Annotated in this window: 13 protein-coding genes; 10 read left to right on the top strand and 3 right to left on the bottom strand. The window is 51.8% G+C overall.

All coding sequences use genetic code 11. The features are described 5' to 3' along the window. The first annotated feature begins 10 nt into the window (after positions 1–10). From malQ to H9I36_RS08610, 9 genes are all read left to right on the top strand, one after another. Positions 11–1,609: a 4-alpha-glucanotransferase gene (gene malQ, locus H9I36_RS08650; RefSeq protein ID WP_187384956.1), complete on the top strand. Its 1,599-nt coding sequence runs from the start codon at positions 11–13 to the stop codon at positions 1,607–1,609. Positions 1,610–1,941: 332 nt separating this feature from the next. Next, positions 1,942–2,670 (top strand): ComF family protein, encoded by a 729-nt coding sequence (locus H9I36_RS08645; protein WP_222864677.1) that lies wholly within the window; start codon positions 1,942–1,944, stop codon positions 2,668–2,670. 360 nt (positions 2,671–3,030) lie between these two features. Then, positions 3,031–3,510: a chemotaxis protein CheW gene (locus H9I36_RS08640; protein WP_187384954.1), complete on the top strand. Its 480-nt coding sequence runs from the start codon at positions 3,031–3,033 to the stop codon at positions 3,508–3,510. An 8-nt stretch (positions 3,511–3,518) separates the two neighbouring features. Continuing rightward, complete coding sequence (locus tag H9I36_RS08635; protein ID WP_187384953.1) at positions 3,519–4,583, top strand: DegT/DnrJ/EryC1/StrS family aminotransferase; 1,065 nt, start codon at positions 3,519–3,521, stop codon at positions 4,581–4,583. A gap of 11 nt (positions 4,584–4,594) precedes the next feature. Continuing rightward, positions 4,595–5,452, top strand: a complete 858-nt coding sequence (locus tag H9I36_RS08630) for an NAD(+)/NADH kinase (protein WP_187384952.1) — start codon at positions 4,595–4,597, stop codon at positions 5,450–5,452. Further along, positions 5,430–7,193 carry a DNA repair protein RecN gene (gene recN / locus H9I36_RS08625; protein ID WP_187384951.1) on the top strand — a complete coding sequence of 588 codons (1,764 nt, stop codon included), beginning with the start codon at positions 5,430–5,432 and terminating at the stop codon, positions 7,191–7,193. The genes H9I36_RS08630 and recN overlap by 23 nt, the downstream gene beginning before the upstream one ends. A 125-nt stretch (positions 7,194–7,318) precedes the next feature. Further along, entirely contained in the window at positions 7,319–8,122 is an 804-nt protein-coding gene (locus H9I36_RS08620) for a hypothetical protein (protein ID WP_187384950.1), read from the top strand. Then, the gene (locus H9I36_RS08615; RefSeq protein ID WP_187384949.1) at positions 8,122–9,345 is read left to right on the top strand and encodes an HD domain-containing protein; all 1,224 of its coding nucleotides are present in this window, start codon (positions 8,122–8,124) and stop codon (positions 9,343–9,345) included. The genes H9I36_RS08620 and H9I36_RS08615 overlap by 1 nt, the downstream gene beginning before the upstream one ends. Before the next feature lie 142 nt (positions 9,346–9,487). Then, positions 9,488–10,381 (top strand): M23 family metallopeptidase, encoded by an 894-nt coding sequence (locus tag H9I36_RS08610; RefSeq protein WP_187384948.1) that lies wholly within the window; start codon positions 9,488–9,490, stop codon positions 10,379–10,381. Positions 10,382–10,475: 94 nt separating this feature from the next. Here the strand turns inward: H9I36_RS08610 and H9I36_RS08605 are convergent, their stop codons facing one another. The 3 genes from H9I36_RS08605 to H9I36_RS08595 form a co-directional block, all read right to left on the bottom strand. Continuing rightward, complete coding sequence (locus H9I36_RS08605) at positions 10,476–11,057, bottom strand: 3'-5' exonuclease (RefSeq protein ID WP_187384947.1); 582 nt, start codon at positions 11,055–11,057, stop codon at positions 10,476–10,478. Beyond that, a complete protein-coding gene (locus tag H9I36_RS08600; protein ID WP_187384946.1) occupies positions 11,041–12,825 on the bottom strand; it encodes a phospho-sugar mutase in 1,785 nt (594 codons plus the stop codon). The genes H9I36_RS08605 and H9I36_RS08600 overlap by 17 nt, the downstream gene beginning before the upstream one ends. A 149-nt stretch (positions 12,826–12,974) precedes the next feature. Beyond that, the gene (locus H9I36_RS08595) at positions 12,975–14,741 is read right to left on the bottom strand and encodes a phosphohexomutase domain-containing protein (protein WP_255422716.1); all 1,767 of its coding nucleotides are present in this window, start codon (positions 14,739–14,741) and stop codon (positions 12,975–12,977) included. A 198-nt stretch (positions 14,742–14,939) separates the two neighbouring features. Between H9I36_RS08595 and H9I36_RS08590 the strand changes: the two genes are divergently transcribed. Further along, complete coding sequence (locus H9I36_RS08590) at positions 14,940–17,036, top strand: elongation factor G (RefSeq protein ID WP_187384944.1); 2,097 nt, start codon at positions 14,940–14,942, stop codon at positions 17,034–17,036. Positions 17,037–17,220 lie beyond the last annotated feature (184 nt).

Genomic DNA, 17,220 nt, shown 5'->3' with positions numbered 1-17,220 from the left:
AAATCGCGCTATGACATTTTCACGAAAAAGCGGCATCCTCCTGCATCCGACATCCCTTGCGGGAAGTCCCGGCATCGGCACGCTCGGAAAGAGCGCATATCGTTTTGCGGATTGGCTGCATCGCTCGCATCAAAAGCTGTGGCAGATACTGCCGCTCGGTCCGACCGGCTACGGTGATTCTCCGTACGCATCCTTTTCGACTTTCGCGGGAAATCCGCTCCTCATCGATTTTGAATTGCTTGCCGAAAGCGGCCGGGCGAGTGCGGACGATATAATCCCGCCCGACTCTATACGCTGCGACGGGCCGGTCGATTTTGAATCCGTCGTTCGATGGAAGCTGCCCTCTCTTTCAAAATGCGCTCGTTATTTTTTTGCGCATGCGAGCGGCGCCGATCGGGATGCCTTCGCGTCTTTTAAAAACGATAACAGGGCGTGGCTCGACACTTATGCCGTCTTTATGAGCGTAAAAAATTTTTTCGACGAAAACGAAAAAGCGCAGGATGAAAATGCGCTCGGAGAGAACGCGATGTGGAACACTTCGTGGCCGAAAGAACTCGCCGCCTGCGATCCCCAAGCGCTTGCGCTGTGGGAAAGTGAGCATGCGGAAGATATCGAAATTATTAAAGCAATACAGTTCTTTTTTGCGGTACAGTGGGGAGAATTGAAGCGCTATGTCAATTCACTCGGTATCGACATCATCGGCGATATTCCGATCTTTGTCGCTCCCGATTCGGCGGACGTGTGGGCGAATCAAAAACTGTTTCAGCTCGATGAAAACGGTTTTCCGACGCGGGTGGCGGGAGTGCCGCCCGATTATTTTTCGGCGACGGGACAGCTGTGGGGAAATCCGCTGTACGATTGGGATGCGATGAAAAAAGACGGATATGCGTGGTGGATTTCGCGCATAAGGCGCGCGCTCGAACTTGTCGACTGCATCCGTATCGATCACTTCCGCGGCTTTGAATCTTATTGGTCTGTTCCGTACGGGGAAGAGACTGCGGTAAACGGTATGTGGGTGAAGTGTCCCGGCGCGGATTTTTTTGCCGCCGTCAAAGCATCTCTCGGCGATATCCCCGTCATCGCGGAAGACTTGGGCGTCATTACCGACGAAGTGCGCGCTCTCCGCGACAGCTGCGGTTTTCCCGGCATGAAAGTGCTCGAGTTCGCATTCGATCCTGAAGAAGAGCGGCGCGGAAATATGACGAACGCTTTTTTGCCCCACGAATACGAAAGTACGCGCTGCGTCGTCTATACCGGCACGCACGACAACGATACGCTGCAGGGCTGGCTCCTCCGAGAAAGAGACGATGTCGTGCGCTGTGCGGCCGAATACGTGTGCGGAAAGCCGCTTTCGGATGAAGACGCGCGGGCTATGGTCACAAGCGGCGAATTGTGCGGAAAGCTCGTGAGGGAAGCGTTCGCATCGACCGCTTCGTACGCCGTCATCCCGCTGCAGGACGTGCTCGCCCTTGACAACGGCGCGCGCATGAACACACCTTCGACTGCGGGCGGAAATTGGATGTGGCGTATGGATGAGAATGCGCTCTCCGATGATGCGGCCGCCTCTCTTGCTTTTTTAAGCAAGCTCTACGGAAGAAACGGTGGATAACACGGAGTTTCCTATGCGGCTTGCAACGAGCGCGCAGGCGAATTGTATCGTGGGGACACGGATTTCCCGCTCTCTTTTGCGGGGTGCGCGGTCTTTTTGCGATAGGATTATTAAAATTGCGGGCATGAGGCATACGACCTACGCCCGCCTGGAGTGACTCGGCGACCGGAGCGAAGCGAGGACGCAGAGCGTGAGCGAATCACGGAAGGCGGGATAGCAAATCGGTTTCGTCCGAATAATTAAAAAAAAACTGCGTAAAAATGCAAAGTTTGCGCGATATATAGAGTGTGAAACGCTTCTTTTTTGCATTGAAAGAAAGGGCAGTGTGCGCCATGCACTTAGTCCTGTCCTTTGTCGCCGGCGGAAACGCTTGTGCGGTCTGCGGAGGGCAGGCGGGAGTGATTCCTCTGTGCGGCGCGTGCGAAAAGCGGTGTTTTGCAGAGCCTCCTTGTGGAGAGGGAGAGCGGTGTTCGGTGTGCGGAAAGACGCTTATATCCGAGCGCGGTGTGTGTATGCGCTGCAGGCGGGAGTGCCTTTTGGTACATACGGATGCCGTTTTTCCTCTCTATTCGTATCGCTTGTGGAACAGTGTGCTTTTGTTCCGTTGGAAAATACAAGGAGAACGCGCGCTTTCGCCGTTTTTTGCCGTGCGCGCAGCGTCGGCCCTTAAAAAGCTGCCGGAAAGGTGCGTAGTCGTTCCGGTACCGCCGCGTCCGGGAAAAATACGCAAAAAAGGCTGGGATCAGATCGAAGAGCTGTGCCGTTTTTTGGAATACCGTTACGGGTACGACGTATGCCGGCTCCTCGAACGCCGTACGGCAGACGAACAAAAGCAGCTCGGACGGGAAGCGCGGCTCGAATCGATCGGAAAAATATACGCGCTGAAATCGGGGAAAAAACTGAAAAAGGAACTCAAACGTTTCGGCGGCAAGGTACCGAAAAACCTGTGCATCGTCGACGATCTTTTTACGACGGGCGTAACGATCGAAAGCTGTGCTGCCGTTTTAAAATCCGCCGGAGCCGAAAAAGTGTCCGCCGTAACTCTATTTATCGCGGATTGATAAAGCGGGAGGAACGACTCCGCAGAAGTACGCAGGGCAAACGCACCGGAAATGTATACACGGAAAAATCTGCGCATAATTACACAAAGAAGGCGGAACGCAAGGCAGCGGGACTGACGTCGAGCCGCTCTGACCGATGGCACGCGAACTTTTTGAAAAAAGTTCGCGTAGTCCGATTCCGATCACGGTCAGTCGCGGCGAACGGCAGGACTGCTGCCGGAAGTACCGCCGATTTTTGTCTTACCCGCTGTTTTTTTTGAGACTACGGTTTCCGGTGTGTTTGTACTGATGTGCGGATTGAATGTTGCAAAATGTGCAAATATGGTATATGATGGCGGGAACAGTTTTCAAGGAGCGCATATGGCCGGAGAAGATTCTCAATTTCAACTCGTAACGTTTCAGCTCGGCGATGAAATATACGGCGTCGATATCATGGATGTAAAAGAAATCGTAAAAATACAGGATGTGCGCCCCATTCCGAACGCGCCGTATTATGTGGAAGGAATCATCAACCTGCGCGGGGAAATCATTCCGATCATCGATCTGCACAAGCGCTTTCGGCTGAAATCGCTCAGGGATGAAGATATCGATACCGATATCGAAGGCGGCTTTATCATCCTCAGTATCGAAAACAATAAGATCGGCATCATCATCGACCGCGTAGCGCGTGTCGTTCCGGTGACGGCCGACGATATAAAAGATCCCCCGCAGATGTTCAGCGGTATCGGCTCGGAATACATTCAAGGCGTTATCCGTTCCGACAACGGCACCTATCTCATCATGCTCGACATACATAAGCTGTTCAATCCGAAAGAACTGCAAAAGATTGTCGATTTTTAACGGCCGCGATGATTCGAACATACAGTACAACGATCAGACGGAAAGAGATGGACGCCGTGCTCACCTGCATGGTCGACGAAAAGATCGGACCGGGCGAGATGAACGCGCGTTTTATCCAGTCGGTAAAAGAATTTTTCAAATGCGACGGTGCCGTTGCCGTGAGGAGTCCTTCCATCGCGCTAAAATATGCGATGAAAGCGCTCGGCGCGGAACGGGGTACGGTCGTGATGATTTCGGCTCTCGCTCCTTCGTGGCAGATACTCGCCCTCGAAGATTTCGGCTATACGCCGCTCGTACTCGACGTCGACGAAGTGACCGCTCTCGTAACTGCGGATATCGTTTCCGAGGGGATCAAAAAAGGTGGGCGCATCCTCCTCCTGCACGAAACGAACGGCATTATGCCGGATATGGACGCGATCGCTTCTCTGGGTATTCCCGTCATAGAAGATATTTCGCAGAGCGTCGGCTCGGTGATCCCTTCTCCTAAGGGGACGGAACGTACGCCTGCCGAAGCCGCGCGCGCGAGGGCGGGATTGTACGGAGTGTTTGCCATTTTGAGCCTCGAAGAGCGCGATGTCGTCACCGCGGGCGGGGGAGCTGTCGTCATGGCGGGAAGCAGGCGGGATTGGATCCCGCTTAAAAAATACACCGACGAAGCGCCTCTTACGGATCTGCTTCCCGATTTAAATGCCGCCCTTGCGTGGGTCGAACTCCGCGAATTTAATAAAAACGAAGAAAAACGCAGGGAAATTTTTGCGATCTTTCAGCGCGCTTGTATGTCGGGCAGGCATAAGATGCTCGTGCGCGATTTTGACGGCGCGTCGACGATGTGTAGTTTTCCGCTCGTCCTTTCGAGCGCGTACAAAGACGTCAAACAGTATACCGACCGCAAAGGTATCGAAATCACCCGTGCTTTCGAACATTCCGTTATCGCGCTCCGTGATGAAGAGCTTTCTCCTTCGTGTATCCGCGCGAAATCGCTCAGTCTGCGCTGCGTTTTGTTTCCGCTCTATCCGCGGCTTACGCACGCCGAGACGGCGCAGATCGTCAAAGTGCTCGGCACGCTGCCGTGAGCGGGAGCCGTATGGAAAAGTGCCGTATCGTCGTCAATACGTCAAAACCCGAATCGCACGCGCTCGGAAATGAAATCAAGCGTTTTTTGGCGGAAAAGAACATAGCATCGTCGCTTTACCGCTTTGACGGTTTCAGCGATGCCAATCCTTTTTCGAACTGCGATTTTGCGGTAACGCTCGGTGGAGACGGCACGGTGCTCTTTGCCGCCCGCGGCTGTGCATCTCTCGGCATTCCCGTATTCCCTGTCAATTTGGGCGAATTCGGTTTTATCGCGAGCATCGAAAAAAACGAATGGAAAGAAAAGCTCGAGCTTTTTTTAGCGGGAGAGATGTTCGTCGGCGAGCGGAGTATGCTCGAAGTTTCGTTTTCGCGCGGTTTGCGCGGGGATTTTTCCGCCGTCGCCTTAAACGATGTCGTCGTCAGCGCGGATACGGCTGCAAAAACCGTTTCACTTGAAGTATCCTACGACGGCGTGCCGCTCGGCGTTTTTAAAACGGACGGCATCATCGTCAGCACGGCCACCGGTTCGACCGCGTATTCGGCGTCTGCAGGCGGGCCGATCGTCGATCCTGAACTCGATGCGATTATTCTTACTCCGATAAACGCCTTTTCGCTTTCGTCGCGTCCCATCGTGCTCGATCCGCGCGAAGAAGTGTGCATAAAGCTCCTTTCGATGCGGAAAGAGGCGGCGCTTATCACCGTAGACGGGCAGACGCCTTTTGCGCTGAAAGCTGCAAGCGTCATCACCGTACGGAAAGCCGCGAACAAAGTAAAGCTTGCGGGCTGCACGACGGAAAAGTTTTGCAGCGCGCTTCGTTCAAAATTGAATTGGTCGGGAGGGCCTCATGCTCGAAGACCTGACGATTAAAGATTTCGCTCTCATCGATTCGGTTTCGATAGAATTTCCGCGCGGCTTTACCGTGCTTTCAGGCGAAACGGGTGCGGGTAAATCGATCCTCATCGGTGCGCTGTCGTTTCTGCTCGGCGGAAAATCGGACGCTCAGATGATCCGAAGCCCCTCTCACGAAGCGTCTGTGTCGGGAACCTTTTTACTCGGCGGAAAAAGCGAAAGCGCTGAAAGCGATGTGCCGAAAGCCCTGCAGACTTCACCCGACGTCGAAGAAGAAGCCGTAACGGCGGAAGCATGGCTTTTGCAGCACGGCATTGAAAGCGATGACGGACGTGTGCTCGTGCGCCGCACACTCCGCGACTCGGGAAAGTCATCGGCATGGATCCAAAGCACGCCCGTTACGAGAGCCGACTTGGCTTCTTTTTCGGCACTTCTCGTCGACATCCACGGACAGCACGATCATCAGTCGCTTATGAAAGTTCCCCGCCACCGCGTTTTCCTCGACGCGAGGGCGGGCATCACCGAAGAAGTGCGCCGTTTTACCGCGTTGTACGCCGAACTCGTCGAAAAGCGGAAACTCCTCGACGAACTCAATGCATCGAGCGAAGAGCGTTCTCGAAAAATCGAAATGTATTCGTTTGCGATAAACGAAATACGAGAGGCGAAGCTCAAAGCCGATGAAGATGCCCTGCTTTCTGAAGAGGAGGGGAGGCTCTCGTCCTACGAAAAGCTCGCCTCCGACATCGATACGATCGTGAATATGCTTTCCGACAACGAAACTTCAGCCGTGTCGATTTTAAAACAAGTGCGGCGTGATGCATCCCATGCGCTCGAAATGGATAAAACGCTTTCTGATTTGGATTCGCGCGTGGAATCGGCGTTTTACGAAGTGTCCGATATTGCCGAAGAATTTTCCGCGTATAAAGGCAAGCTCGTCTACGATCCCGCACGCCTTGCCGAAGTGCAGGAACGTCTTTCCCTCATCTATAATTTAAAGAAAAAATACGCATCGTCTCCATCTGCGCCTCTTTCCGAAGTTTTGCAGTATGCGGCGGAAGCCGAAGAAAATCTCGAACGGCTCGGCGCGGGGACTGCCGATAAAGCATCTCTGGAAAAAGAAGCGGCGGAAACGGAACGGCGCGTCTACACGGCTGCAAAAGCGCTTTCCGAAAAACGAAAGGCTGCGGGCGAGGCGATGTCGAAAGAAGTCGAATCGGTGCTTGCAAAGCTCGGCATGAAGGGCACTCGTTTTTCGGTGCGCGTCGAAGAAAAGCCCGGAAGCGGTGCGGTGCAAAAATGCGGCCCCTACGGCATGGACAATGTAGAATTCTTAATAAGCGCGAACCCCGGCTCTCCGCTTTTGCCGCTTGCTCAAATCGCTTCGGGAGGTGAACTTTCCCGCGTCATGCTCGCCCTTAAAACGATATTTGCCGAAACCGATCCGGTTGCCACACTCGTCTTCGATGAAATCGATACGGGTATCGGAGGGGAAGTCGCGGTATCGGTCGGAAGTCACCTCAAAAACCTTGCGAAAAATCGGCAGATATTGTGCATAACGCATCTTGCAAGTATTGCCGTTTATGCCGATAATCAGATAAAGATCGAAAAAGCCGTGTCGGAAGGCAAGACGTCGTCACGATGCCGCAGCGTTTCGGGAGAGGAGCGCGTAAACGAGATCGCGCGCATGCTTTCCGGAGAAAATTCGAGCGAATCGCTTGAACACGCTCGGTCGATGCTCGAACGGTTCGGCGGCAAATAAATCTGAAGATTTACTCGCTGTGTAATTTTTAAGGATTAAGGAACGATAAAACGGGATGCCGAAACAGCGCGGCGGGATTGAAGCGCTCAGGGCTTTTTAGAATGACTTTTATTCGGAGGACGGGTATGGCAAAGATATCGGAAACGACGCGGGAACAGCTTGCGAAAGCAATTCAGCCCTATCAAAAACAGATCGACGATCTGCTTGCAAAAGAAAAAACGCTCGTCGACCTCATGAAAAGCGACCACGCGGGCGAAGCGTATAAAAAGCTGCAGCTTGCCGAAGATATGGTTTTCGTTTCGAGCCTCTATATGGCGGAAAACAGTTTGTCGCTGAAAATACTCGAAGTCAAAAATAACGACGCGCTCAACGAATCGCGTAAAACGCTTTACCGTGCGATTATTTATCTCGAAGATATCGTAACGAATTTTATCGATGTGCCGTACTCCGAACTTTCGTCCAAATGGGAAAACATCGCGAATACGCCGATTGCAAAGCGTTATCTGCTTATCCGAAAGCTCGGTCTTGCCATACGGCTTTTAAAAGATGCGTTCGGCGAAAACAGCAAATGGAAGTGGTCCTTCGTCGAACTCGAAGGGCGCTTTGCAGCCGTTGCAAAAAATCTCATCGACATGAAAAAGGGTGCAAAGGATTATTTTGAACCGAGTTCTGCCGATTACGAAACGACGGTGCTCTACGTGCGCAAATTGCAAAAATTGCTCGACGCTTCGGCAAACGGCTACCGCGATAAATACGAGCTTTCGACGAGGCGCATCGACGATATGCGCAACGCGATCAAATTCCTGCTTGCGCGCCACAAACTCTGCCTTGCGATCGGCGATAAAACGAATGCCGAAGATATCAAAAAAAAGGCCGTCATCTGGAAAGATAAAATGGACGCCGATCAAAAAGCGGGTTTAAGTTCGTAATGATCGGTAAAGCGCTCGCTCTCAAGATTTTCGAAGGATTTTCCATCCAGCGCTGGAACGATTTGATCCGGCCTTTCGATTTGATCGAAATGGACAAAGCCGGCGAAAAAATGATGATCGCCTATATCATCGGAAAATTCGAAGAACACAAAGGAGAGGCGATCGATTGGGAATGGATGGCCTATGCCTCTCTGTTCGACCTGCTCCGAAAGATTTCTCTGTGCGATATAAAAGCGCCCGTACAGCGTTTGTTAAAAAAAGAATACACCGCCGAATATCTTCGGCTCGACGAATGGGTGCTTTCTCAGTACCGCCCGCTCATAAACGACGACGAACTCTTTTCCCGCTTTACGATATATGTCGGACAAAAAGCGGAAACGCTTCCGATCCCCGCCTCTCTTACGGCATCCTACCGCGTGCTGCAGGCGGCGCACAAGTATTCGACGATGCGCGAACTCCAAATGCTCTCCGTCGTCAACGAGCGGGAGCGCCTCGTAAAGATCGAAACGGAACTCCAAGCGCAGATCCGTCCCTACCTCGATTTGGAAGGGCTGCAGATGATGCTCACGCATCAAAAGACCTACGATTTTTTATTAAAGATCGAACAGCTGCGCTTTCAAACGCGCTGGAATCAAACGCCGCGAGTGCCGAAAACGAACGTGCTCGGACACAGCTATTTTGTCGCGGTGATGACGCTGCTGCTCTCGCGAAGTACCGGAATCGAAATGTGCTCGCGAAGAATTATTAATAATTTTTTTTGCGCTCTCTTTCACGATTTGCCTGAAGCCGTAACGCGCGATATCATATCGCCTGTAAAGCAGGCGACCGACGCGCTGCCCGACATCGTAAAGCGTATCGAAGACGAAATCGCAGGCAGAGAACTCGTTCCGCTCATGGAAGATTTTTTTGTCGACGAACTGCGCTATTATACGAACGACGAATTCCTGAACCGCATACGGCGTGACGGAAAGAGCGAAGCGGTTTCGTTTGAAGATTTGAACGGACGTTTTAACAGCGACGCCTTCGAACCCGTCGACGGCCGCCTCGTGCGCCTTTCCGATCACCTTGCAGCCCTTCTCGAAGCCGACAGTTCGATCAAACACGGCATTACCTCCGAACACTTGGTGCACGGGCGGGAGAGCCTTCTCGGTCACTATGCGCCGTGTGAAACGATAAACGGCATCGATGCGGGAAAATTATTTCAGGATTTGATCGCTTCCTGACGCGACGCTTCCGATTGCCGAAAACGCACTTGTCCGACTGCGGTGCATAATTATATCAAGGAAATCGACCGCAAACTGAAGTTTTTCGGCAGGCCTTTGTCCGTCTCATTAAATTCGCTTTTTTTGCCGATATTATAACGGTATGAAAGTCAACGGAAAAAAATCGTCCTCGTTCGTATTGTATGCCGCCCTCATCATCGCACTTTCCTCGTCCGTTTTTGCGGACACTACGTATATCGTCAAAAAAGGCGACACGCTCTATTCGATAAGCCGCCGCTACGAGCTTACGGTTGCAGAGCTTCGAACGGCAAACAATCTTTCGGAAAACGATGTGCTTCAAGCGGGGCAAAAATTGACAATTCCGTCGGCCGATATAACGAATGCGGCGGCATTGAGTGCCGTACCGGAAACGAAACCGGGCGTCCCCGTTTCCGAAATCGCAAAAAATGCGGAAACCTATACCGTTCAAAAAGGCGATACACTCTATTCGATCGCGCGGAGATACGATATAAAATTATACGATCTGCTTTCGATAAACAATATGGCAAACGATGCCGTGATCAAAGTAGGGCAGCACATAAAAGTGCCCGCAAAATCCGCAGCTGTTGCAAAAAATATTCCGAACAATCCTTCATCGGGTAAGCCTTCCTCTTCATCTCAGAGTCCTGCCGGAACGGGAGACTCTTCGCTTTTATGGCCGGTAAAGCATCCGACGGTCGTCTACACGAAGGGTAAAGTATCGGGCGTCGAACTTTCGGCTGAAAAAGACGAACCGGTAAAATCGATCCGCGCGGGAACCGTCATGTACACGGGAATGTACCGCGGCTACGGAAATATCGTGTTTGTCGAATCGAAGACGGGATTGATCTACGCGTATTCGTGGCTCGGTTCGGTACACGTAAAAAAAGGCGACTACGTCGTGTGCGGAGACACGGTCGGCACTGCCGGAAAAAATGCGGCGGGAAGTCCGAGTTTGACCTTTATGGTTTTCCAAAACGGTATGCCGATCGACCCCGCAAAAGCGCCGCGCGGTTGAAAGTTTCCGCCGACTGTATCGATTGCCGCAGGCTTTGCCGATGCGCATCGAAAATCGCGGTGAATGATCGTTGTATATAATTTTTAAATCCGATTTATTTTTTTTGCACCGATTCTGTGTCTTTTAAGCAGCGTAAAAATATTTTGCGGCAGGTTTTCGCATCGTCCGATGCGCGGTGTGCGTTTTCCGCATCGATCCCCATAGCGGCTGCGAGGTATTGCAGCGAATGATGTTTTGCCGAAGGGTACGCCCATCGGCTCAAATTCAGCGTATCGATCGCTTTGTTCGACATGGAAGGCATACCGCTCCGTTCCAATTCTTTATTGATAAAAAGCAAATCGAAAGGCGCGTTGTGTGCTACGAGGATAGCGCTTCCTATAAATTCGATAAAAGCCGGAAGCACCGAAGATGCAGGCGGAGAGAAGGAAAGCATATCGTCGGTGATGTGTGTAAGCTCTTTCGTAAAAGAGGGCAGAGCGATTCCCGGATTTACGAGAGAGGCGAAAGTGTCGAGTACGCCCGTTTTATCGAAGAGCACGGCGCCGATTTCGATGATGCGGCAAGTGTCGGGAGTAAGACCCGTCGTTTCGGTATCGATCGCCGCAAAAACCGCCCCGCCGTTTACGAGGCGGAGCAGTTTTTTGTAATCGCGGAAAATTTTATTGGGCAGCCGCATCGAGCGTGGATTTTATTTCCGAAGCGATCGCATCGCGGAGGAGAGCGGCTTCTTTTTTCGCTTGTACAAGACCCGCATCGTTGTTGCCGGCGACGGGAACCGTGCAGTTTATGTAGAATTTGATTTTCGGCTCCGTACCCGACGGCCGCGCGCTTACGATCGTTCCGTCGTCGAGGAAAAACTGCAGCACATTGCTTTTTGGAAGATCGAGCGGTTTTGTCGTCGCCGGATTTGCCGGATCGAACGAAACGCTCCGTTCGATGTCGCGAATTTCTTTAACGCGTTTTCCGCCGAGCGTCTTCAACCCTTCGTTTCTGAGCTTCGTCATGATGCCGCGCATCGCATCTCCGCCCGTAGGACCCGGGAAATACTGTTCGATCGTTTTGTCTTCGAAGTAACCGTATTCTTTATACATGTCGTCGAGGTGTTCGAGGAGGCTTTTGCCCTTGTTTCTCCAATAGAGCGTCATCTCCGCGCACATCGCCGAGGCGGAAATGCCGTCTTTGTCGAACACTTCTTTTTCGATTTTATAGCCGTAGCTCTCTTCGAATCCGAACACGTAGCTTGCCGAGTTGTCTTTTTCCATCTCGGCTTCGATCGCTGCGATCCATTTGAAACCGGTTAAACATTCGAAAACTTTGACGCCGTATTTTTTGCAGATGTAGTCGATAAACGGTGAGGTGACGATCGTTCTGACGGCAGCGGGTTTTTCAGGCATTTTGCCGAGCTCTTTCCGTGAAAGCAAAATATATTCGAGAAAAAGCGCGCCCATTTGATTGCCCGTTATCAAAACGAATTTTCCGTCTTTGTCCGGGAAAGCCGAGCCGAAGCGATCGGCATCGGGATCCGTCGCCATAATGCAGTCGGCTTTTTCCTTTTCGCCGAGCGCTATCGCGAGTTTCATTGCAGGCGCTTCTTCGGGATTCGGTTTTTCGACCGTCGGAAAATTCCCGTCGGGGTCTCGCTGTTCGGGAACGGTGATCACTTCGAGTCCCAAATCGCCGAGCACTTTTTCGACGTGCATACCGCCCGTTCCGTGAAGCGGAGTGTAGACGATTTTGACGTCTTTCGCATGCGCTTTGATGAGATCCGACCGGAAAAGCTGCGCTTTGCACATGTCCCAGAATTTTTCGTCCATCTCTTTGTCGATGAGGACGATTTTGCCGACTTTTATCGCTTCGTCTTTCGACATCGTTTTGATTTCTTTGACGGCGTTCACTTCGCCGATGATACCCTTGTCGTGCGGCGGAATCACTTGCGCGCCATCGTTCCAATACACTTTGTAGCCGTTATAGATGCGCGGGTTGTGGGAAGCCGTTACGATAACGCCGGTGTCGGCACCGAGCGTACGGACGGCGAACGAAAGTTCGGGCGTGGGCCTCAGCGACGAAAAGAGATAGGCTTTGATACCGTTCGCCGCGAAAATGCACGCTGCTGCTTCCGCAAACACGTCGGAGTTTTTTCGGCTGTCGTAGGCGAGTACGGCCGAAAGCGTGCCCGCCTTTGCCTTTTCGGGAAAGGCTTTGATTACGTAAGAAGCGAGCCCCTGCGTTGCGCGGTTTATGACGAGCGGGTTCATGCGGTTCGTTCCGCCTCCCATTATACCTCGAAGTCCGCCCGTGCCGAATTCGAGCGATTGATAAAATCTGTCTTCGAGCTCTTTGATATCGTCTTTTGCGATGAGCGCCTCGACTTCGCTCCGAAAGTTTTCATCTTTTTCTTCGGCGATGTACGCATTCGCGCGTTTTAAGATTTCCGATTTTTCCATATCACACTCCTTTTCATTTTATTATTGTGCGGCGCGTTCAAGTATAGCAGGTTTTACGCAGCACTTCAATTTCGCGTAAGTTTTTCGCGCGGAGCAAAATCACCGTACGCCCGCCGATTTAAAATACCGATACCGTGTTTTCCCCGCATTTACGCTTTGTCGGCCTCTTTAAGCATTTTCGTTTCCCATTCGATGAGCATCCGCTCTTCGTCGTGCGCGTCTCCTTTTACGTCACAGAGTATGCGGAAAACCGGTTCCGTACCCGAACCTCGCATCCACATAAACGATTTCGGATTTTTATCTTTATCGAAAAAGATGATGCGGAGCCCGCCTTTACCGCTCTTTGAAAAATCGGAAGCGTTCCGAGTTTCTTTCGTTCCGTTCGTCAAAACCGCTTCGTATGAGACGATGCCGTATTTTTTTTCGAGTTCCGCTTTTTTCGACTTCCATTCGCGCTCGAAAATACGCTGAAACTTTCCTTTGAGCGCCGCGTTGTCTGAGGTTTTGAGGCGGAGTACGGCGCCGGGTTCGGAAACGCCGGTTGTCGTGTAGACGGGAAGCGTTTCGAGAACGTCGGTGAGCGTAAAGCGTTCTTTGTATGTGTGATGCGATTTTTCGCACCACGCTTTATACAAACCGTCCGCAGTCAATAATTTAATAATTGCGAACAGCGTAGAAAGCGGATCGCGGACGGCGGACGGGTACGTGATGTTTCCTCCGTTTCCGCCTTCGCCGCAAATGCGCACCGTAAAGCCCTTTTCACGAGCACTTCGTGCGGTATTGACGACGTTCGCTTCTCCGACTTCTCCGTGAAAAACTTTTGCGCCGAATGCCTTTGCGATGTCGTCGACGCGCATGGACGTGCAGCAGTTGACCGCAACGGCGGGCTTATAGCCGCTCTTTGCAGCGTAGAGCTTGTCGGCGTATGCGAGTTCGGCGAGGACTGAAAGCGCAAACACTTCCTGTGCTTTCAGAGGCAGCGCTTTTTTTTGTTTTTCATTCCAATAGACGATATTGCCCCGATCTCCGTCGCAGTCGGGCATATAGCCCAAGACGGCCTCCCTTTTGCCTTCGGCTTGCAGCCTTTCCATCTCTTGTGCGCACCACACGAGGTTTTCCGGTTCGGGGATGATTTCGTGAGCGATGGCGCCTGCTTTGTCGTTTATCGCATAAAAGCCGATACCGTTTTCGGCAAAAAAATCTTTGTCGATCGAAAGCGTACGCGCCGAACCGTTCATATCGCACACGATACCGATATGCGCTTTTTCGGCAGCGCTTTTGATGTTTGAAAAAAGAGCGTCCTGTTCGGCGCCTTCGGGAAGAGCGGAGACGACTTCTTTGATAAACGCTTTATATGCGGCAAGCGAATCTTTTTTACAGCCCGGCGATTCCGCATATACCCATTCCGCATCGCGCACACTGCACGAATTGAGCAGCGATGCCGCTTTTTGCATCGCTTCGGCATCGGCGCATTTTTCGACGAAGGCTTTGACCATTTTCGCATTTTCTTCGGCGTTTACGACTCCCCCGTCGCTCAAGCCGACTTTGAGTCCGTTGTGACCGATCGGATTGTGGCTTGCGGAGATGTAGATAAAGCCGTCGAATTTTCGAGCGTACGCCATGATTTCCGGAGCCGCGACGACGCCGGGATAGCGCACGATTGCTTTTCGCGCGAGAAGCGTTCGCACGATCGCCGATGCGACTGCTCCTCCCGTCGGGCGAGTGTCCGTACCGCATACGATGACGGGATTTTTTTGTCCCGTTGCGGCGCTGATATAATCGAAAAAAACGCCAGCGGCGATAACGGCGAGCGCGGTATTTTCAGAGCCGATTTCACTCGTCGTGTCCTGTTCGTCGCCCGATTTTGCAAAAACTTTGCGCCAGCCCGACGCGGAAAGAATCATATTGTGTTCCATAACTGTCATTCTATCACAAAGCGCTTCAAAATGAAATGCTCCTGTTAAAGTACTGTTAAAGTACTCCGCTTTGCGTATCCGATTTACGAGCGCTTTTTATAACGACCTGTGCCGTAAATGCCGTAAAAAAATATTTGCGTTTTCACCGATCCCGTAGTACAATAATACATATTTATAAAATTTGGAGGAAAGTGCATCATGAAGGTCTACACAACCGATAAAATCAGAAACGTTGCCGTTCTCGGGCACGGCGGCGCCGGCAAAACGACGCTCGTCGAAGCGATGTGCTATTTAAGCAAATTGACGACGAGGCTCGGCCGCGTTGAAGACAAAAACACCGTCAGCGATTTTACGAAAGAAGAGCAGAAGCGCGGCATATCGATCAGAACCTCTCTCGTTCCCGTCGAGTGGAACGATTATAAATTCAATATCCTCGACACTCCCGGCTATTTCGATTTTGCCGGCGAAGTCGATGAAGCGATGAGCGTCGCCGACGGCGCGATCATCGTCGTGTCGGGTAAATCGGGCATCGAAGCGGGCACCGAAAAAGCGTGGGAGCTGTGCGAAAAATATCATCTGCCGCGCATGTTTTTCGTAACCGATATGGATATCGACGATGTTTCCTATAGAAAAGTGATCGAAGATTTGACTGCGGTTTACGGTAAAAAGATCGCGCCTTTCAATATGCCGATCCGCGACGACGGCAAGTTTACCGGCTACGTCAACGTCATCCAGCAAAAGGCGTTTCGCTACAAAGCGATCGGCGTCGTCGAACCGACGGATATACCCGATTATTCGAAAGAGCACTTGGCCGCCTATCACACGATTTTGATGGAAGCGGTTGCCGAAACGTCGGAAGATTTTATGGAACGCTTTTTTGCGGGCGAAGAATTTTCCGAAACTGAAATACGGGAAGCGGTACGCCTTTCCATACAGGACGGTTCCATCGTACCGGTGTGCATGGGTTCGGGCACTGCGGTGCACGGCGTGTACAACCTCATGGACGATATCGAAAAGTATATGCCGTCGGCGGAAAGCCGCAAAGTGTCCGGCATCAATACGAGTACGAACGAAATTTTCAAAGCGAACTTCGACGTGCTTAAGCCGAAAACGGCGTTCGTATTTAAAACGATCGTCGATCCCTTCCTCGGTAGATACAGTCTTATTAAAATCCGCTCGGGTATATTCAAAACCGACGATCTCGTCTACAACGTATCCACTGCATCCGAATTCAAAATCGGAAAGCTCTACATCATGCAGGGCAATAAGACGACTGAGATTTCCGAACTCCATGCCGGCGATTTGGGAGCCGTCGCGAAACTGGGTGACGTAAAGACGGGCGATACGCTTTCGACGAAGGCGACGCCGATCCAATATCCCAGACAGGATCTTCCCGTGCCGTATACGTATCTGCGCTATCACGCGGTCAATAAAGCCGACGTCGATAAAATCGCGCAGGCGATGGCAAAAATTTCTGCGGAAGATCCGACGTTTAAAACGGTCAACGATTCCGTCAACGGACAGATGCTCATGTACGGCATGGGCGATATGCACCTCGATGTCATTCAAAACATTTTGAAAGACGAATATAAAATCGATTTGCGGATCGAAAAACCGAAAGTTGCGTTCCGCGAAACGATCAAAAAGAATTCCGACGTCGAGCACAAATACAAAAAACAAACCGGCGGACACGGACAATACGGACACGTCAAAATGCGCTTTGCGCCGACCGGAGATTTTACGAAAGCCTACGAGTTCGATCAAAAAGTCGTCGGCGGCTCCGTGCCGAAAAATTATTTTCCCGCAGTCGAAAAAGGCATCGCCGAATCGACTGCCCGCGGTCCGCTTGCGGCTTATCCCGTCGTCGGCGTACAGGCGACGCTCTACGACGGTTCGTATCATCCGGTCGATTCGTCCGAAATCGCATTTAAAACTGCGGCGAAGTTTGCGTTTAAAAAAGGCTTTATGGAAGCGAGCCCTGTGCTCCTCGAGCCGATCGTCAATTTAAAAGTTGTCGTCCCCGATGCGTACACCGGAGACATTATGGGCGACTTGACGAAGCGGAGGGGCCGCGTGCTCGGCATGAATCCCGCACCCGGCGGCAGACAGATCATCGAAGCCGACGTTCCGCAGATGGAACTCTTCGATTATTGTACGGGACTTCGTTCGATGACCGGAGGACGGGGAGAATACAGTTATGAATTCGCGCGCTACGAACAGGCTCCTGTCGACATTCAGAGCAAAGAAGTAGCCGCCCGTGCCGAAAAAGCCGCTGCAGGATTTGCCGAAGAGTAGGAGATATGTACCCCTCGCGGTATTTTCGAAAACGCGAGGGGAGTTTGCAATGGGGTACAGGTCTTTTAGAAAGGATTGCGATACAAGAGATTTTCGACAGCCGTCTCATGCGCGTGAGCGCATATGTTGATCCGCGAGTTTTCGAAAGAAAACTCGAAGTTAAAAGCGCCGCGCCATTTCAGCG

The organism is Treponema sp. Marseille-Q4130, from assembly GCF_014334325.1.
Lineage (GTDB): Bacteria > Spirochaetota > Spirochaetia > Treponematales > Treponemataceae > Treponema_D.
This window is presented reverse-complemented; position numbering and strand designations above follow the sequence as displayed.